This is a genomic window from Pseudomonas sp. ME-P-057 (assembly GCF_030208975.1).
Lineage (GTDB): Bacteria > Pseudomonadota > Gammaproteobacteria > Pseudomonadales > Pseudomonadaceae > Aquipseudomonas > Aquipseudomonas lutea.
In genome coordinates this window covers 36,845-56,219 of the sequence record NZ_JARVSX010000035.1, presented here as the reverse complement: position 1 = coordinate 56,219, position 19,375 = coordinate 36,845, and the positions used below count along the sequence as shown (strand labels likewise).

At 61.4% G+C, this 19,375-nt stretch carries 14 protein-coding genes; 8 read left to right on the top strand and 6 right to left on the bottom strand.

Annotated elements, in window-relative coordinates; genetic code table 11:
* Positions 1-182: 182 nt before the first annotated feature.
* A complete protein-coding gene (locus QRN48_RS18830) occupies positions 183-3,098 on the bottom strand; it encodes a ribonucleoside-diphosphate reductase subunit alpha (protein WP_285352319.1) in 2,916 nt (971 codons plus the stop codon).
* A 1,284-nt stretch (positions 3,099-4,382) separates the two neighbouring features.
* Between QRN48_RS18830 and QRN48_RS18825 the strand changes: the two genes are divergently transcribed.
* The 3 genes from QRN48_RS18825 to fhuF are packed head-to-tail and all read left to right on the top strand — an operon-like array spanning position 4,383 to position 7,428.
* Positions 4,383-5,126 carry a response regulator gene (locus tag QRN48_RS18825; RefSeq protein ID WP_285352317.1) on the top strand — a complete coding sequence of 248 codons (744 nt, stop codon included), beginning with the start codon at positions 4,383-4,385 and terminating at the stop codon, positions 5,124-5,126.
* Entirely contained in the window at positions 5,123-6,754 is a 1,632-nt protein-coding gene (locus QRN48_RS18820) for an ATP-binding protein (protein ID WP_285352315.1), read from the top strand. Before QRN48_RS18825 ends, QRN48_RS18820 begins: the two co-directional genes overlap by 4 nt.
* Complete coding sequence (fhuF, locus tag QRN48_RS18815) at positions 6,712-7,428, top strand: siderophore-iron reductase FhuF (protein ID WP_285352313.1); 717 nt, start codon at positions 6,712-6,714, stop codon at positions 7,426-7,428. Before QRN48_RS18820 ends, fhuF begins: the two co-directional genes overlap by 43 nt.
* A gap of 107 nt (positions 7,429-7,535) precedes the next feature.
* Here fhuF and QRN48_RS18810 read toward each other — a convergent pair whose 3' ends face one another.
* On the bottom strand, positions 7,536-8,261 hold the full coding sequence (locus tag QRN48_RS18810; protein WP_285352311.1) for a 4'-phosphopantetheinyl transferase family protein: 726 nt from the start codon (positions 8,259-8,261) through the stop codon (positions 7,536-7,538).
* Positions 8,262-9,148: 887 nt separating this feature from the next.
* Between QRN48_RS18810 and QRN48_RS18805 the strand changes: the two genes are divergently transcribed.
* The 4 genes from QRN48_RS18805 to QRN48_RS18790 all read left to right on the top strand — a co-directional run bounded on the left by QRN48_RS18805 (position 9,149) and on the right by QRN48_RS18790 (position 13,411).
* Positions 9,149-9,592, top strand: coding sequence for a hypothetical protein (locus QRN48_RS18805; protein WP_285352309.1), 444 nt, complete (start codon positions 9,149-9,151; stop codon positions 9,590-9,592).
* Positions 9,593-9,748: 156 nt separating this feature from the next.
* A complete protein-coding gene (locus QRN48_RS18800; RefSeq protein WP_037012102.1) occupies positions 9,749-10,426 on the top strand; it encodes a response regulator transcription factor in 678 nt (225 codons plus the stop codon).
* A complete protein-coding gene (locus QRN48_RS18795; RefSeq protein ID WP_037012099.1) occupies positions 10,423-11,766 on the top strand; it encodes an ATP-binding protein in 1,344 nt (447 codons plus the stop codon). The genes QRN48_RS18800 and QRN48_RS18795 overlap by 4 nt, the downstream gene beginning before the upstream one ends.
* A 307-nt stretch (positions 11,767-12,073) precedes the next feature.
* A complete protein-coding gene (locus QRN48_RS18790) occupies positions 12,074-13,411 on the top strand; it encodes a dicarboxylate/amino acid:cation symporter (protein WP_191945561.1) in 1,338 nt (445 codons plus the stop codon).
* A 1,025-nt stretch (positions 13,412-14,436) separates the two neighbouring features.
* Here QRN48_RS18790 and QRN48_RS18785 read toward each other — a convergent pair.
* Positions 14,437-14,931 carry a SprT family zinc-dependent metalloprotease gene (locus QRN48_RS18785; RefSeq protein ID WP_037012098.1) on the bottom strand — a complete coding sequence of 165 codons (495 nt, stop codon included), beginning with the start codon at positions 14,929-14,931 and terminating at the stop codon, positions 14,437-14,439.
* A 104-nt stretch (positions 14,932-15,035) separates the two neighbouring features.
* Positions 15,036-15,638, bottom strand: a complete 603-nt coding sequence (locus QRN48_RS18780; RefSeq protein WP_037012096.1) for a Yip1 family protein — start codon at positions 15,636-15,638, stop codon at positions 15,036-15,038.
* Between the two features lie 270 nt (positions 15,639-15,908).
* On the opposite strand from QRN48_RS18780, the gene ttcA reads away from it, so the two are divergent.
* A complete protein-coding gene (gene ttcA, locus QRN48_RS18775) occupies positions 15,909-16,787 on the top strand; it encodes a tRNA 2-thiocytidine(32) synthetase TtcA (protein WP_285352303.1) in 879 nt (292 codons plus the stop codon).
* A 243-nt stretch (positions 16,788-17,030) separates the two neighbouring features.
* On the opposite strand, the gene QRN48_RS18770 is transcribed toward ttcA, so the two are convergent.
* Both QRN48_RS18770 and QRN48_RS18765 read right to left on the bottom strand, forming a co-directional pair.
* Complete coding sequence (locus QRN48_RS18770) at positions 17,031-17,948, bottom strand: dihydrodipicolinate synthase family protein (RefSeq protein ID WP_191945564.1); 918 nt, start codon at positions 17,946-17,948, stop codon at positions 17,031-17,033.
* 247 nt (positions 17,949-18,195) lie between these two features.
* Positions 18,196-19,233, bottom strand: coding sequence for a trans-3-hydroxy-L-proline dehydratase (locus tag QRN48_RS18765; protein WP_285352300.1), 1,038 nt, complete (start codon positions 19,231-19,233; stop codon positions 18,196-18,198).
* Between the last annotated feature and the right edge of the window lie 142 nt (positions 19,234-19,375).

Below are 19,375 nucleotides of genomic sequence, written 5' to 3'. Positions count from 1 at the left end.
GGAGTGTTTGGCTCCCGGGTCGCGGTGTTGCTTGAACCGCTTCGCGAGCAAGCTCACTCCTACAGGGGACTGCGGTGTGAGCGAGGGGTTCTCGAGCAAGCTCACTCCTACAAGGATCTGCGGTGTGAGCGAGGGCTTCGCGGGCAAGCGCGCCTACAGACAGGCGCGCATGCCTGCGGGTTTTACTGGCAGGCTTCGCAGTCTGGCTCGTCGATCGCGCAGGCTTTAGGCACTGGCGCTGGACCGGCCGGTGCGGCTTCGGCTGGACGCGGGGCGGTTATCGCCGAGTCGTCCGGGCCGTGGCCACCGCTGGAAACGGCGTTGAGCTTGCCGGTGTTGATGGTCGACTTCTCGGTGCTGGTCGCGGCCAGGGCACGGAGGTAGTAAGTGGTTTTCAGACCACGGTACCAGGCCATGCGGTAGGTCACGTCCAGCTTCTTGCCCGAGGCGCCGGCGATGTACAGGTTCAGCGACTGCGCCTGGTCGATCCACTTCTGACGACGGCTGGCCGCGTCAACGATCCACTTGGTGTCCACTTCGAACGCGGTCGCGTAGAGGTCTTTCAACTCCTGCGGGATGCGCTCGATCTGCTGCACCGAACCGTCGTAGTACTTCAGGTCGTTGATCATGACCGAGTCCCACAGGTCGCGGGCTTTCAAGTCGCGAACCAAGTACGGGTTGATCACGGTGAATTCGCCCGACAGGTTCGATTTCACGTACAGGTTCTGGTAGGTCGGTTCGATCGACTGCGACACGCCGGTGATGTTGGCGATGGTTGCGGTCGGTGCGATGGCCATGATGTTCGAGTTACGAATGCCTTTCTGAACGCGAGCACGCACTGGCGCCCAGTCCAGGGTTTCGTTCAGGTCGACATCGATGTACTTCTGGCCACGCTGTTCGATCAGGATTTGTTGCGAATCCAGCGGCAGCACGCCTTTGGACCACAGCGAACCCTGGAACGTCTCGTAGGCACCGCGCTCGTCCGCCAGATCGCAGGAAGCCTGGATCGCGTAGTAGCTGACGGCTTCCATCGAGCGGTCGGCGAATTCGACAGCGGCGTCGGAACCGTAAGGAATGTGCTGCAGGTACAGCGCGTCCTGGAAGCCCATGATGCCCAGACCGACCGGACGGTGGCGGAAGTTGGAGTTCTTCGCTTGCGGCACCGAGTAGTAGTTGATGTCGATCACGTTGTCGAGCATGCGCACGGCCACGTCGATCGTGCGCTTGAGCTTGTCGGTGTCCAGCTTGCCGTTGACGATGTGGTTCGGCAGGTTGATCGAGCCCAGGTTGCAGACCGCGATCTCGTCCTTGTTGGTGTTCAGGGTGATCTCGGTGCACAGGTTCGAGCTGTGAACCACGCCCACGTGCTGCTGCGGCGAACGCAGGTTGCACGGGTCTTTGAAAGTCAGCCATGGGTGGCCGGTTTCAAACAGCATGGACAGCATTTTGCGCCACAGGTCTTTGGCCTGGATGGTCTTGAACAGCTTGACCTTGCCCGGGTACTCGGTCAGCGCTTCGTAGTACTCGTAGCGCTCTTCGAAGGCTTTACCGGTCAGGTCGTGCAGGTCAGGCACTTCGGATGGCGAGAACAGGGTCCATTTGCCGTCGTCGAAGACACGCTTCATGAACAGGTCAGGGATCCAGTTGGCGGTGTTCATGTCGTGGGTACGACGGCGATCATCACCGGTGTTCTTGCGCAGCTCGATGAACTCTTCGATGTCCATGTGCCAGGTTTCCAGGTACGCACAGACAGCGCCTTTGCGCTTGCCGCCCTGGTTCACGGCAACGGCCGTGTCGTTGACCACTTTCAGGAACGGCACGACGCCCTGGGATTTGCCGTTGGTGCCTTTGATGTAAGAGCCCAGCGCGCGAACCGGCGTCCAGTCGTTGCCCAGCCCGCCTGCGAATTTGGACAGCATGGCGTTGTCGTGGATCGCGTGGTAGATGCCCGACAGGTCATCCGGCACGGTGGTCAGGTAGCAGCTCGACAGCTGTGGACGCAGGGTGCCGGCGTTGAACAGTGTCGGGGTCGAGGCCATGTAGTCGAAGGACGACAACAGGTTGTAGAACTCGATGGCGCGGTCTTCGCGGGCTTTCTCTTCGATCGCCAGGCCCATGGCCACGCGCATGAAGAAGATCTGCGGCAGTTCGAAACGGATACCGTCCTTGTGGATGAAGTAACGGTCGTACAGGGTCTGCAGGCCCAGGTAGGTGAACTGCTGGTCGCGCTCGTGGTTGATCGCCTTGCCCAGTTTTTCCAGGTCGAACTCAGCCAGAACCGGGTTCAGCAGTTCGAACTGGATGCCTTTCTCGACGTAAGCCGGCAGGGCCTTGGCGTACAGGCCGACCATTTCGTGGTGCGTGGCGCTTTCGGCGACACCCAGGAAACCCAGGCCTTCGGCACGCAGGGTGTCCATCAGCAGGCGAGCGGTGACGAACGAGTAGTTCGGCTCGCGCTCGACGAGGGTACGCGCGGTCATCACCAGTGCGGTGTTGACGTCGGTCAGCGCAACGCCGTCGTAGAGGTTTTTCAGGGTTTCGCTCTGGATCAGGTTGGCGTCAACCTCGGCCAGGCCTTCGCACGCTTCGGTGACGATGGTGTTCAGACGGCCCATGTCCAGCGGCGCGAGGCTGCCGTCTTTGGCGGTGATGCGGATCGAGGGGTGCGCCTGCACGGTGGTTTCACCTGCAGTGCGACCGGCACGCTCCTTGGAGCGCTCGTTGCGGTAGATCACGTAGTCGCGGGCAACTTTTTGCTCGCCGGCGCGCATCAGCGCCAGTTCGACCTGATCCTGGATTTCTTCGATGTGGATGGTGCCGCCCGACGGCATGCGGCGCTTGAAGGTCGCGGTGACCTGTTCGGTCAGGCGCGCGACGGTGTCGTGGATGCGCGACGAAGCGGCAGCGGTGCCGCCTTCAACTGCGAGAAAGGCCTTGGTGATGGCGACGGTGATCTTGTCATCGGTGTACGCAACGACGGTGCCGTTACGCTTGATCACGCGCAGCTGACCCGGAGCGGTAGCGGACAGGTCCTGCTGGGTAGCCCCTGTCTGCGGCGCAGTGGCCTGCGGATTCTCGCGAGTTGTGTCGGTTTGCATGGGTGTCTCCACGTTCTCTATGTTTGTTTGGGCGCAAGGTTCGCGCCCACCGTTTCGTCTTGCGGCAGTGAACTGACAAACGTCAGGCCATGACTTCAAGACGAATGGGAAGGCGGATTACCCTCCCTGGCGTTGAAGTCGAAAAGGGCGCCGGATTTGAGCCCGTCACCCTGAAAAGCTGTTGCAGATTGCGCCGTTTATGTTGCATCTCATGCGCCGCTACGCGCAGCTCCCCAGGCGGGGTGTATGCCATTCGCGTGAGCGCGGTCCAGCGATGAAATCGGAGGTTGTACGGCCCTTCTTGCACACGTCCTACAGGAGAAAAAAACCTTGAAATCCTGATGCGACTTGTGTTTGGAATTTGCATGAAAACCCCACATGTAGGGTCTCCGTCGTCGAAGGGCTACAAGATATGCGTTTCGGACACTTACTGCAACGCATGACCTGTGGATAAAGCTGTGTGTAATTTGTGTGTGAAACGGGGAAATTGCGTGTAGGCCGCATGGCGTCTGGGATGGGCCACCGGTCGCTGTTTTTTCAGCGCCGCCCAGCGTGTCGAAAAACGGTTGGCCGGTCTTTTGCGGGCGCGAACGCTATCACAAAAAACCGCTTTGACAAGTGCGGTCCTACACTGGATTTGCGCTGGCCCACGCCTCAAGTCAAAAACCCGGACCCGTAGGAGCCGGCTGCTGGCGAACGCGGTGTATCAGCCAAAATCCATGGCACAGACCCACCGCCATCGCGGGCAAGCGCGCTCCTACACCGGGTTTTGCGTTGGCCGACATCTCAAGGCAAGGCACCTACGTCGGTTTACGTTTGCCGATATATCAAGGCATGACACGGACCCGTAGGAGCCGGCTTGCTGGCGAACGCGGTGTGTCAGCCGAAATCCATGGCACAGACCCGCCGCCATCGCGGGCAAGCGCGCTCCTACAGTAGTGCGTTGGCCGATATATCAGGGTATGACACGGACCCGTAGGAGCCGGCTTGCTGGCGAAGGCGCTGTATCAGCCGAAATTCATGGCACAGGCCCACCGCCATCGCGGGCAAGCGCGCTCCTACACCTGGTTTTGCGTCGGCCGGTATCTCTGCGTCAGGCGCGGGATCGTTGGGTCATCTATAAAGGAACAGCGATGCGCCGGTGTTTGAAACCGCCGATGGCCGCGAAGGCGTTGTGTCGGCCGTCCGGTTTGCCCATCATCAACCGCATTTGCGAGTAAAGGCGCCATCTCCCCGACACACCCACCCCGGCCATTTCATAAAAACAACACCAGGAGCCTCACCGTGCCGCAACAACCCTGGCAGGTATTGATCGTCGAAGATGATCAACGCCTGGCCGAACTCACCCGCGACTACCTCGAGAACAACGGCCTGCGCGTGAGCATCGAAGGGGACGGCGCGCGGGCGGTGCAGCGGATTGTCGATGACCAGCCCGATCTTGTGATCCTTGACCTCATGCTGCCCGGCGAAGACGGCCTGAGCATCTGCCGCAGGGTGCGCAGCCGCTACGACGGGCCGATTTTGATGCTCACCGCACGCACCGACGACAGCGACCAGATCCAGGGCCTGGACATGGGCGCCGACGATTACGTCGGTAAACCGGTGCATCCGCGGGTTCTGCTGGCGCGCATCCATGCGCTGTTGCGGCGCAGCGAGGCGCCCGAAAGCCCGGCCCAGAACCAGCAACGGCTGGAGTTCGGCGCGCTGGTGGTGGACAACACCCTGCGCGACGCCTGGCTCAACCACCAGAGCATCGAGCTGACCAGTGCCGAGTTCGACCTTCTGTGGCTCCTGGCCGCCAACGCCGGGCGCATTCTCTCCCGCGAAGAAATCTTCACCGCCCTGCGCGGCGTGGGCTATGACGGCCAGGATCGCTCCATCGACATACGCATCTCAAAAATCCGTCCGCGCATCGGCGACGATCCCGATCATCCGCGGCTGATCAAAACCGTGCGCAACAAGGGTTACCTGTTCGTGCCCCACGCCGTCGCGCCGATGCCGCCCTCAAGCGCCACGGGCGAGCAATGAACTCCATTTTCCTGCGCATTTACGGCGGGATGCTCGGCGTTCTGGTGCTGGTGGCGCTGCTCGGGGTGCTGACGCTGCATCTGGTCAACACCGTTCGCGCCGAGCACTACCGCGAACAGTTGGCCCACGGCACGTTCACGCTGATGGCGGACAACTTGCGCAGCATGAACGCCATCGAGCGCACCCGCGCCCTCGCGGTATGGGAACGTTTGCTGGGCATCCCCCTGACGCTGGAAAGCGCCGAGCAGGCGAAACTCGACGGCATCGCGCTGAGCCGCCTGAGTCGCGGGCAGGTCGTAGTCGAGCAGACCGGGCCTCATGCCGCGCGGGTGTTCCGGGAGGTTGAGCCGGCGCCCGCGGACAATCCGCTGCTGCTGACCGGCGAGGTGCGGCAAATCAGCGAGCAACTGGCACGCGCCACGATCTTCCTTCTATTGGATGAGCTGGTGCGGCTGCCGGTGGAGGAGCAACCGGCGCGTCTTGAAGCGTTGCACCACAGCAAGGGCTTCGGCTTCGACATGCAACTGATTCGCCTGGAGCAGCTGGATGTCGATGATGATCAGCGTCGGAGGATCGACGAGGGCGACACGGTGATGGCGCTGGGCAAGGGCGGCGATTCGATCCGCGTCCTGTCGGGCGTGGGCGAAACGCCTTGGGTGCTGGAAATCGGACCGCTGTATCAGATGAATCCCTATCCGCCGCAGTTGCTGATCCTGATCACCCTGGTCGGCCTGTGCCTGATCGGCCTGGTGGTGTACCTGCTGGTGCGTCGGCTGGAGCACCGTTTACGTGGCCTGGAGTCCGCCGCCACGCAGATCGCCCAGGGCAGTCTGGAAACCCGGGTGCCGGAGGCGGGCGCGGATTCGGTCGGGCGGCTGGCGTCGGCGTTCAACGGCATGGCCGAGCACCTGCAGCGCTCGCTGATGATCCAGCGTGAACTGGTGCGCGCCGTTTCCCACGAACTGCGCACGCCGGTGGCGCGGTTGCGTTTCGGCCTGGAAATGATCAACGACGCCACGACCCCGCAGGCGCGACATAAGTACATGGTCGGGATGGACAACGATATTCAGGACCTCGACAAGCTCGTGGACGAGATGCTCACCTACGCGCGCCTTGAGCAGGGCGCGCCGACCCTGGATTTTCAGCGCATTGACCTGAATGCGCTGGTCGATCAGGTGATCACCGAACTGGCGCCGCTGCGGCCGCTTATTCGCGTCAGGCGCGGGCAGTGTGTCGATGCGCTTCAACACAGCGCAGCGGATGACGGACACTGGGTTGAAGCCGAACCGCGCTATTTGCACCGGGCCGTGCAGAATCTGGTGAGCAACGCCATGCGCCATGCCGAGTCGCAGGTGTGCATCGGGTACCAGTTGAGCGAGGACCATTGCCGCATCGACGTCGAAGACGATGGCCCGGGCGTGCCGGAAAGTGCGTGGGAGCGTATTTTCACCCCATTCATGCGCCTGGATGACAGCCGCACGCGGGCGTCCGGCGGGCACGGTTTAGGCTTGTCGATTGTGCGGCGCATCATTCATTGGCACGCCGGACGCGCGCTGATCGGGCGCAGTCAGAGCCTCGGCGGCGCATGTTTCAGCCTCGCCTGGCCGCGCCGGCAGGAACGGACGTGATGTTCGAGGGCCCACTGGCGGGGTTTGGGCGAACGCGGGTGATCGATGGCGAGCGGCCGGTGTTGCCGTTGACTGAGCTGTTGCGCGACGAGGTCCTGGAGCGTTTGCTGCTGCAGGTCTACGGCGCGGAGTTGGTGAGGGACCAGTTGCCGGTGCTGGCCTCCCAATGGATTAAGTACTACGCCATGCAGCTGATTCCGCCGGTGGTGGTGGCGAGCCTTGTCCATGGCGTGAGTTGGCCGCTGGCGCTCGACCGGCTTGCCTTTGCCGTGGACGAACGCGGTGTGCTGGACGGGGTGCGCTTTGACGGGGCGGCCTGTGCGCTGGCGCCTGCGGATGAGCCGTTTGCGCCGCTGCTGGAAAACCTTCGGCAGGTGATTGAGCGTTTGAGCGCTTATGCCAACGTGCCTGCAGCGGTGCTGTGGTGCACCGCCGGGGATTACCTGGAAACCTGCCTGCGAGAGCTTGCCGCCGTCAGCGATGTTTGTCTCGCGCCGGGGCATGCCTTGTTAAAGGAAAAGCTGACGCCGAGCGGGTTGCGTAACCCGCTGTTCAATGCCATCCGTTATAAGGCCCAGGCAGATGGGCAGAGTGTCCGTCAACGGCGCACCTGTTGCCTGAGCCATCGCGTGGCGTGGGTGGGCAGGTGTGAGCATTGTCCGTTGCAGGTGTAGGCCAGCGGGGCGGGATGTGTTGGAACCGTGCAGCGTCTTACCGGCGATGCAGCACTTGCAGGAGTGAGCTTGCTCGCGAAGAGTCCGCCTCATCCACCGAATTCCTCTCAGCCCGCAATTGCCACCAGACTGAGTAACTGCCCATCCTGCACACTGAACTGGGCGTCCAATTCCTTGCCGTGATGCCATTCAGGTGACAGGTCAATGTTCAGGCGCAGCCGAGCGCTGCCGTCGTCCGACCATGACAGCACCTCGGCGTCCTCGAAATAGAAGCGCTTGAGCACCAGAGGGTAGAGCGCCTTGAACAGGCTTTCCTTGAGGGAAAAGGTCAGGGTCACGACTTTGGCGGCGTCATGCTCGGGCCCATCATTGAGGCGCTGCATCTCTGCCGGAATCAGAATCTCCCCGGCCAGGCGCATGGCGCGTTCGTTGCTCATCAGTTGCTCCACGTCCAGACCCAATCCACGCCAATGGGTATTGCACGCAACGATTGCCGCGGCCCATCCGGCGCTGTGTGTGATCGAGCCGGTGATGCCCTGAGGCCAGACCGGCGCGCGATCTTCACCAATGGTCGGCACGTGCAGGCGACCGTCCAGACGGCGCATGGCCTCGCGGGCGCACAGACGCCCGGCCAGAAACTCGGCCTGGCGCTTGGCGACCGAGCGTTGAATCGAGGCGGGCGGGTCGATCAGGCAACGCCGAAAGTCACCATCGCCAAGGGAATGCGGATCGAAACGAGCGCTGACCAGCACCACCTCCGCCAGCCCTTTGGGCAACGGCCAGTGAGCGGTCAGGGCAGGGCAGCATTCGGGGAGTTCTGTGGGCTGGGTCATGCCCGGCATTCTGCCGGAACCACGACGCCGTGCGCAAAATCGGTTTGCCGGCAGGTCCCAGAATCTGCAGGCGTCAGGCGACGGTATCGAAAATCGCCCTACGCCGCGGTTCATCGCCATACGAAAATCAAATTGTAGGAGCGCGCTTGCCCGCGAACGCGGCGTGTCAGGCGATATCAACGACCCAGACCCACCGCCATCGCGGCCAGGATCGTGACGAGCGTTGCAGTGCGCCACGGTTTATCGGCATACAAAGATCAATTGCATGAGCGCGCTTGCCCGCGAACGCGGTGTGTCAGCCGACGTCAATGCCACAAACCCACCGCCGTCGCGGCCAGGCCCGTGACGAGCGTTGCAGTGCGCCACGGTTTATCGGCATGCGAAGATCAAATTGTAGGAGCGCGCTTGCCCGCGAACGCGGTGTGTCAGCCGACATCAATGCCACAAATCCACCGCCATCGCGGCCAGGCCCGTGACGAGCGTTGCAGTGCGCCACGGTTTATCGGCATGCGAAGATCAAATTGTAGGAGCGCGCTTGCCCGCGAACGCGGTGTGTCAGCCGACATCAATGCCACAGACCCACCGTAATCGCGGGCAAGCGCGCTCCTACACCGGTGTGCGGCGGCCGACCTATCAAGGCAAGACACCGGTTTCCGGCGGATGCCATATCAAAGCCGTACACAAAACCCGTAGGAGCCGGCTTGCTGGCGAACGCGGCGTGTCAGGCGACATCAATCCCACAGACCCCCCCCAATCTCAGGCAAGCGCGCCCCTACAGCCGCAACGCTTCTTCAGCCCGGGTTGAATGCGGTTCAGGAGGGGTTCAGCGCTCGCTGGGTATGCTTCACCCGTACCTGACAAGGCGCGTGGCGCCGGAGGACCTGCTCATGCTGACGTTCAACAAGCTCTTTCTGGCGCTGGCGTTTCTTGGCAGCAGCGCGGCGGCGCAAGCAGCTGATGGCAACGCAGACGTTTCCCGCACCGATTACGGCAAGAACACCGAACGCTCCGACCGCATCAACGGCCTTCGTCGCAGCCTTGCGACCAGTGCCCAGGTCGGCAGCTGGAGCCAGGCGTTCAGCCAGCAGCCTGCGGACAATGCCTACGTTGCGGGTTACGCAAGCTTTACAGCCCACGTCAACGGCGTCCGACTGCAACCGGTCAGCCTTAGCGCCTACACTGTGCCAATGCCCCAGACGAGTACGACCAGACTGTCGAGCGCCAACGTCAACGTCAACGCCAACGCATCGCCCCGCACTCTTCAACAGTCACCCTCGCTGAGTTTGAGCGAAAGCCCGCACACCTATTTACCCGTCCACCACATTTTCTAAGCCGCCAGCCTGTTTTTCGCAGCGTCTGGATTGCACAATCGCTGCCTGGCTCGTCACTATGACCGCGCTCGGCAGCGTCTTTGACTCGTGAACAAACGATTCGTGAGACATACAGATTCGCGAAACGAGAGGTATGCCTTTGCCTGGGAGAGCGTCATGAAATTGCTGGTCGTCGAAGATGAAGCCCTGCTGCGTCATCACCTGCAGACCCGCCTGACCGAAAGCGGTCATGTGGTCGAGGCGGTGGGCAACGCCGAGGAAGCGCTGTATCAGGCGGGCCAGTTCAACCACGATCTGGCGGTCATCGACCTGGGCCTGCCCGGCGTGGGCGGTCTGGACTTGATCCGCCAGCTGCGCGTGCAGAACAAGGCGTTCCCTATCCTGATCCTGACCGCGCGCGGCAACTGGCAGGACAAAGTTGAAGGCCTCGCGGCCGGCGCCGATGACTACGTGGTCAAGCCGTTCCAGTTCGAAGAGCTCGAAGCGCGCCTCAATGCCCTGCTGCGACGTTCCAGCGGCTTTACGCACTCGACCATCGTCGCTGGCCCGCTGACCCTGGACCTCAACCGCAAGCAAGCCTCGCTGGATGAGCAACCGCTGGCGCTGACCGCCTACGAATACCGGATTCTCGAATACCTCATGCGCCATCACCAGCAAGTGGTGCCCAAAGAGCGCCTGATGGAGCAGCTGTACCCCGATGACGACGAACGCGACCCGAATGTCATCGAAGTGCTGGTCGGGCGCCTGCGTCGCAAGCTCGAAGCACCGTCCGGCTTCAAGCCGATCGACACCGTGCGTGGTCTGGGCTACCTGTTCACCGAGCGCTGTAAATGATTGGTTCGCTGCGCCTGCGATTGATGCTGGGCGCCGCGACCCTGGCGGTCATCTTCATGCTGCTGATGCTGCCGGCGCTGCAAAAAGCCTTCAGCCTGGCACTGGAAAGCTCCATCGAAAAACGCCTGGCTTCGGACGTCACCACACTGATTTCCGCCGCTCGCGTTGAAAACGACCACCTGCTCATGCCCGCATTGTTGCCCGGCGAGCAGTTCAGCCTGCCCGACAGTCGCCTGCTCGGCTATATCTACAACCGTGCCGGCAAACTGGTGTGGCGCTCTCGGGCGACCGAAGACGAAGCCATCGACTACCAGCCGCGCTACGACGGGCGCGGCAACGAATTCGCCAAAATCCGCCAGCCCAATGGCGACGAGTTTTTCGTCTACGACGTCGAAATCAAATTGCTTGGCGGACGTAACGCCGCGTTCAGCATCGTCGCCCTGCAACCGGTGCGCGAATACCAGGAAACCATCTCCGGCCTGCGCCAGAAACTCTATCTGGGTTTCGGCGGCGCGTTGCTGGTGTTGCTGATTTTGCTATGGGGAGGTTTGACCTGGGGCCTGCGTGCGTTGCGGGGCATGAGTCAGGAGCTCGATCAGGTCGAGGCCGGCTCCCGGGAGAGCCTCAGTGAGGAACACCCCAGCGAACTGCTGCGCCTGACCGACTCGCTCAACCGGCTGTTACGCAGCGAGCGCGAGCAGCGCATTCGTTATCGCGACTCGCTGGGCGACCTGGCCCATAGCCTGAAAACTCCGCTGGCGGTGTTGCAGGGCGTCAGCGAGAAGATCGCCAAACGCCCGGAGGACCTGGAGCAGGCGCGGATTCTGCAGTCGCAGATCGAACGCATGAGTCAGCAAATCAGCTACCAATTGCAACGCGCCAGCCTGCGCAAAAGCGGGTTGGTGCGCTACCACGTGGCGCTCAAACCGGTGGTGCAAAGCCTGTGCAACACCCTGGAGAAGGTCTACCGCGACAAGCGCGTGAACGTGGTGCTCGATCTGCCGGACAACTGCCAGGTGCAGATGGAAGAGGGCGCGTTGCTGGAAATGCTGGGCAACTTGCTGGAAAACGCCTACCGCCTCTGCCTGAGCGAAGTGCGCGTGAGCTGGCGGCCGTCGATGATGGGCGACGAGTTGTGCATTGAAGACGACGGCCCCGGCGTCCCGGAAAGTCAGCGCGCGCGCATCCTCGAGCGGGGCGAACGGCTCGACACGCAGAACCCGGGGCAAGGCATCGGCCTGGCGGTGGTCAAGGACATTATCGAAAGCTACGGCGCGCAATTGACCTTGGGCGATTCGGAGCTGGGCGGCGCGGCGTTCCGTATTCAATTCACGATCTAGCGCCGGTTCCACTCGCTGCGCGTCCCTGGTCAAGGCGGATACCCGCCAGTGTGGCGAGCGAATTCACGTCAAACGGCGGAAAACCGCCACCCTCACTCTGCCCGTATAGGGCCCTGTTGACCGCCCGGTTCACAGGATCCGGGCCTTTCAGCGGTTTACTCGATACTGGCACGGTGCTTGCGATGCACTGTGCAGAGGTCTGCCGCGCGCAGCTCGACAAAAACAAATCCCTCCGAGCAGGAGGGTTCGCACTTTAGGCGTCTCTGCAACCGGAATGCTGCAGACCGATGCTCTTGAGGAAACTGCAATGACGACTCGTCAGCCCATCTATAAATCCCTGTATGCCCAGGTGATCGTCGCGATCATCGTCGGTATCGCCCTCGGTCACTGGTACCCCGAAACTGCCGTCACGCTCAAGCCTCTGGGCGACGGGTTCATCAAACTGATCAAAATGGTCATTGCACCGATCATCTTCTGCACCGTCGTCAGCGGCATCGCTGGCATGCAGAGCATGAAATCCGTGGGCAAGACCGGCGGCTACGCGCTGCTTTACTTCGAAATCGTCTCGACCATCTCGCTGATCATCGGCTTGATCGTAGTCAACGTCGTGCAGCCGGGCGCCGGCATGAACATCGACGTTTCCACCCTCGATGCCTCCAAAGTCGCTGCCTACGTGACCGCCGGTAAGGATCAGAGCATCGTCGGCTTCATCCTCAACGTCATTCCGAACACCATCGTCGGCGCGTTCGCCAACGGCGACATCCTGCAAGTGCTGATGTTCTCGGTGATCTTCGGTTTCGCCCTGCATCGCCTGGGTGCTTACGGCAAGCCGATCCTGGACTTCATCGATCGCTTCGCTCACGTCATGTTCAACATCATCAACATGATCATGAAGCTCGCCCCGATCGGTGCACTGGGTGCCATGGCATTCACCATCGGCGCCTATGGCGTCAGTTCGCTGGTGCAGTTGGGTCAGCTGATGCTGTGCTTCTACATCACCTGCCTGCTGTTCGTGCTGGTGGTGCTGGGCTCCATCGCGAAAGCTCACGGCTTCAGCATTCTCAAGCTGATCAAGTACATCCGTGAAGAGCTGTTGATCGTTTTGGGTACCTCGTCCTCTGAGTCGGCGCTGCCACGCATGCTGATCAAGATGGAGCGTCTGGGCGCCAAGAAATCCGTTGTTGGCCTGGTGATTCCGACCGGTTACTCGTTCAACCTGGACGGTACCTCGATCTACCTGACCATGGCCGCCGTGTTCATCGCCCAGGCGACCAACACCCACATGGACATCACCCATCAGATCACCCTGTTGCTGGTGCTGTTGCTGTCGTCCAAGGGTGCTGCTGGCGTCACCGGTTCCGGTTTCATCGTGCTGGCCGCCACACTGTCTGCCGTGGGCCATCTGCCGGTGGCCGGTCTGGCGCTGATCCTGGGCATCGACCGCTTCATGTCCGAAGCCCGTGCCCTGACCAACCTGTGCGGTAACGCCGTGGCAACCCTGGTTGTCGCCAAGTGGGTCGGCGAGCTGGACGTTCCACAGATGCAGGCCGAGCTGGCATCCGGTGGCCGCGCCATCGACAACACCGCGCCAACCGACGACCTGGGCGTTGCTGAAACTGCACCGACCCCGGTTGTGCGTTCGTAATACGCAAAGGCGGTAACGGTTGCTGAAAAAGCCTGTCTTCGGACAGGCTTTTTTTATGGGTTTTTACAGGAAACGGCCTAACGAATGTCGCAGCGCCCAGATTCGTCACATGGAGATCAATTGTAGGAGCGCGCTTGCCCGCGAACGCGGTCTACCAGCCCAAATCCCCAGCACAGACCCACCGCGTTCGCGGGCAAGCGCGCTCCTACACCGGTTCGGTGTCAGCCGACATTTCCGGGTGAATCCCAAATTTGCGTCCGCCGACATTTCCCAAGCCAGACGCCAAACCTGTAGGAGCCGGCTTGCTGGCGAACGCGGTCTCACCCGAAATCCACGGCACAGACACGCCGCCTTCGCGGGCAAGCGCGCTCCTACACCGGTTCTGTGTCAGCCGAAATTTCCGGGTGAATCCCAAATTTGCGTCCGCCGACATTTCCCAAGCCAGACGCCAAACCTGTAGGAGCCGGCTTGCTGGCGAACCCGGTATCTCAGCCCAAACCCACGGCACAGACACGCCGCCTTCGCGGGCAAGCGCGCTCCTACACCGGTTCGGTGTCAGCCGACATTTCCGGGTGAATCCCAAATTTGCGTCAGCCGACATTTCCCAAGCCAGACGCCAAACCTGTAGGAGCCGGCTTGCTGGCGAATGCGGTGTCCCAGCCCAAATCCACGGCACAGACACGCTGCCTTCGCGGGCAAGCGCGCTCCTACACCGGATCTGCGCCAGCCGACATTTCCGGGTGAACCCCAAATCTGCGTCCGCCGACATTTCCCAAGCCAGACGCCAAACCTGTAGGAGCCGGCTTGCTGGCGAACGCGGTGTCTCAGCCCAGATCCATGTCACAGACACACCGCCTTGGCGGGCAAGCGCGCTCCTACACCGGTTCTGCTTCAGCCGCAAAACCTGTAGGAGCCGGCTTGCTGGCTAACCCGGTGTCCCAGCCCAAATCCACGGCACAGACACACCGCCTTCGCAGGCAAGCGCATTCCTGCAAGTAGACCTTCGCTGAACCGGGGACTTGCCGTCACTCCACCCGCGTTTCGCCGCTGAACACCAGCAGTCCGCGGCAGCGTTTGCACAGATAGCGCCGGCCTTTGCGCACGAGTTTGTGGCGTTGGGGAGTGAAGGGGAAATCGCTGTCCGGGCATGGGCAGCGGTAGATGTAACGCGTCACGCTGCGGCGCTGGATTTCATAGGTATGGCAGCGGTTCGGCGGCAGCTCGTAAACGCCGCGCATGATCAGCTGCCATTCCTCGCCATGGGGCTGGATGGTGTCGCCGAACAGTTGATGCGCGACCAGGTGCGCGACTTCATGCGGGACGGTCTGACGCAGGAAATCCTCGCTGTTCTCCAGGAACAGCTGCGGATTGAAGCGCAGCATGTTTTCGTGCAGGTGCGCCACGCCGGCTTTTTGGCCGCGCAACTTGACGCTCACGACCGGGCGTTTGAAAGGGCGTTTGAAAAAGTCTTCGGCTTGTTGATAGCAGGATTCGACGCGGGTATTGAGTGTTTCGAGCATGCTTCATCGGTCTCCAGAGACCGCAAGTATGCCGCAAGGCCTGGCATTTCCGAAAACCCGCGCGCCGAATGGTGTGCCGAAAGTCGCCACCCGCGAGCCACCCGCTAATTCACGTATTCAGGCCCCATCCCCACACCCCACAAGACCACGGTAAAGGCCAGGATCGCCATCAGCACGACCAGTCCCACCGCCAGCACCGAGCTTGAAAACATAAAGCCTTCTTCCGGATGCACGCCCATGTAAACGGGCAGGCCCACGTACAGCAGGTACATGGTGTAGGAAACCGCCGCAAGCCCGACCATCATCCCCAGCCACATGTGCGGATACAGCGCGGCCAGCCCACCGATGAACAGCGGCGTTGCCGTGTAGGTCGCAAAGGCAACGCAGCGCGCCAGGCTGGGAAACGCATCATAGGTGCGCGCCATCCAGTGCACGAACCCACCCATGACGCCGACCCCGACCAGCATGGCGATGTACGACATCAACGCCATCCACCCGGCGCTTTCTGCGGTGACCACTACCGGAGCCCGGTCGCCGATGACCCAGCCGACCTGCGTGGTGCCAATGTACGCAGACACTGCCGGGATAGCCGCCAGGATCAACGTGTGGGTGAGATACAGGTGGCCGATGCTTTCCTCACCCTCGCCACGTATCTCTTGCCATTCCTGGTCGGGGTGGGTGAAGAGGCCCAGAACGTGATGAATCATGGTCGAAACTCCCGTGATGTGGCGCCGCTCCGTGTGGAGCGTCTGCCCGATCAACTGCCGTCGGTAAGAGGTCATCTCGCGCGAAGGATGATGGCCCTTTAAAGCAGTATAGAAACCACGGCACGGGGCAAACCCTGTTGCTTAGAGTGATTGCGCCGTTTAAACCGGCTGCTAATCGCGATTGGCGATCAACAGGGCTTGGCAGAAGGCATATCAAGGGCACGCCGGCTGGACCAACAGCCATTACCCGATTCGGGGTTTATGCGTAAAATGCCGACCCTTTCTTATCGTCTCTTCACCTCACAGCAAGCGGAAAACAGCGCCATGGGCACCCTTTCAGTCAACCAGAACAAACTGCAGAAGCGCCTGCGCCGGCTCGCGGGCGAAGCGGTGGCCGATTACACCATGATTGAAGAGGGCGACAAGGTGATGGTCTGCCTGTCCGGCGGCAAGGACAGCTACACCCTGCTTGATGTGCTGCTGCACATGCAGAAGGTGGCGCCGATCAAGTTCGACATTGTCGCGGTGAACATGGACCAGAAACAGCCGGGTTTCCCCGAGCACGTGCTGCCGGCTTATCTGGAACAGTTGGGCGTTGAGTACCACATTGTCGAGAAAGACACGTACTCGGTGGTCAAGGAGTTGATTCCCGAAGGCAAGACCACGTGCTCACTGTGCTCTCGCCTGCGTCGCGGCACGCTGTATACCTTTGCCGATGAGATCGGCGCGACCAAAATGGCCCTGGGTCACCACCGTGACGACATCGTCGAGACCTTCTTCCTGAACATGTTTTTCCAGGGCAGCCTCAAGGCCATGCCCCCCAAGCTGCGCGCCGACGATGGCCGCAACGTGGTGATTCGGCCGCTGGCGTACTGCGCCGAAAAAGACATTCAGGCGTATTCGGACCTCAAGCAGTTCCCGATCATCCCGTGCAACCTGTGCGGTTCGCAGGAGAACCTTCAGCGTCAGGTGGTCAAGGACATGCTTCAGGAATGGGACCGCCAAACCCCGGGCCGCTCCGACATGATCTTCCGCAGCCTGCAGAACGTGCATCCCTCGCAACTGGCCGACCGCAACCTGTTCGACTTCAACCGCCTGCGCATCGACGAAACCGCCGCGTCTCGGTTTGTGAATGTAGTGAATGTGTAAGGCGTGATGCAGGCTGAACCCGTGAAACCGCCTTCCCGGCTAAAGCCGGTCCCACTGAGTGTGCGTCGATCCAGTGGAATCGGTTAGCCGGTCTCACTGCGTTCGTGTCGATCAATGGAATCGGTTAGCAGATCCCACTGAATGCCCGGACAGTGGGACCGGCTTCAGCCGGGAAGAGGCCGGTTCGGGCACCCTCGATCTGCATCGGAACACGCAGACTCGCTCACCCGGAAACCGCGTGCATTACAAACCCACCTCCGGCAACACCGGCTTGTTCGCCAACGCCGTCTTCATCAACTTTTCTACATAATCCCGATCACTGTCGGGCAGCGGGAGGCGAGGTGGGCGGGTGAGGGCGCTGCCGCGTTCCATGATCGCTTCGCACAGCTTGATGCACTGCACCAGGTCCGGACGCGCGTCCAGGTGCAGCAGCGGCATGAACCACTCATACAGCGCCATCGCCTCGGCGAAGCGGCCGGCCTTGGCCAGACGGAACAGCGTCTCGCCCTCTTTCGGAAACGCGTTGGACATCCCTGACACCCAGCCCACCGCGCCGACCGCCACGCTCTCCACCAACACGTCGTCCAGCCCCGCGAACAGCACGAAACGGTCACCGACTTCATTGCGCACATCGATGAACCGGTTGGTGTTGCCCGACGAGTCCTTGAAACAGACGATGGTGTCGCAGTCCGCCAGGGAGATGAGGATGTCCGGCGTCACGTCGTTTTTGTAAATCGGCGGGTTGTTGTAGACCATCATCGGCAGGTCGGTGGCGGCGGCCACGGTGCGAAAGTGCGTGGCGGTCTCGAACGGCTTGGCTGAATAGACCAGTGCCGGCATCAGCATGATCCCGTCGGCTCCGGCTTTCTGCACGTCCTTGGCCACGGAGCAGGCGTTGGCGCTGGTGAACTCGGCGATGCCCGAAATCACCGGCACTCGGCCACCCGACGCGTCTTTGGCCGCCTCCACGAGGCTGATTTTTTCGGCCACGCTCAGCGAGGTGTTTTCACCGACCGTGCCGCAAATCACCAGCCCTGAAACGCCGTCGCGCACCAGGTTGGAAATGACCTTGTGGGTTGCCTCCAGGTTGAGCGAAAAATCATCGTTGAATTGAGTAGTGACGGCAGGGAAGACCCCGCTCCAGGATACGGACTGGCTCATAATTGACTCCTGTTGGGCTAAAGGTATTTCGTATACGTTCTGTTTTGGGCAAACCACGCCCGATGATTTGGCGTTTCACTGGTACTTCACAATGTTCCCCATGCCTGTAGCCGCGCAGTTCCTGTAGGAGTGAGCTTGCTCGCGAACGCGGTATGTCTGTGATGCACAGGCTGACCGACACGATGCATTCGCGGGCAAGCGCGCTCCTACAGTGGTTTTGTATGTCTTCGCGACATCGATGTAGCCGTCACAGCTTCAACCCCACCGGCCAGGTATCACTCAGCTTGTACCCTTCCGGCCATGGGTCGCTGGGGTCGAGCATGTGTTGGTGTGTCCCGGTAATCCATGCGCGGCCCGACAGGCTAGGGATGATCGCCTTGCGTCCGGCGACCTCGGTTTCGCTCTGGATCTTGCAGTGGAACTCGGAGCCTATGATTGATCGCCCGATAAACCGGTCGCCGACGTTCAGCTGGCCTTTGGCATGCAGCACCGCGAGCCGAGCCGAACACCCGGTGCCGCAGGGAGAGCGGTCGATCTTGCCGGGGCGGATCACCACCGCATTGGCCGCATTCGCCACGCCGCCGTCATAGTTAACCGGCGCTGCGATCTGGCAAAACGAAATGTGGTTCCAGTCCTTGTTCAGCGGATGGCTGAAACCCAACTGCTCATTGGCGGCTTTGGTGATTTTCAGGCCGGTGTCTACCAGATCCTTCGCCTCATCAGCGGTCAGGGCGAACCCCAGCTTCACCGAATCGACGATGGCAAAGCTGTCCCCGCCATAGGCGGTGTCGACCTGAATCGAACCCAGCCCTGGCACCTCGATCCACACGTCCAGTTGATCGGCAAAGGAGGGGTGGTTGTGCACCTCAACGCTTTGCACCTTGCCGTCGCGGCATTGGGCTATCGCCTCGATCAGGCCGCCGGGCGCTTCCAGAATCAGGCGGGTTTCCGGCTCGGTCATCGGCAGAATGCCGCTGTCCAGCAGCACCGTCGCCACGCACAGGGAATTGGAACCGGACATGGGCGGCACGTCCGCCGGCTCCATGATGATCCAGCCCATCTGCGCCTTCGGGTGCTTGGGCGGCACCAGCAGATTGACGTGACGAAACACGCCGCCGCGCGGCTCGTTCAGCATGAAATTGCGCAGCACGTTGTCCTGCTCGATCCAGCGTGATTGCTCCCAAATCGTCTCCCCGGGCGGCGGCGTAACCCCACCGACAATCACATCGCCCACTTCGCCTTCGGCGTGACAACTGACCACATGAATCACTTTCGATGAGCGCATACTTTAAAGCCCTCCTGTCGGACACGGGTTGAACTGACGAAGAAGATCAACCTGCAGGCGCCGGCTTGCTGGCGAACGCGCGGTGTCATTCACCGCCGTGGTGGCTGGACGGACCGGTTCGCCAGCAAGCCGGCTCCTACGG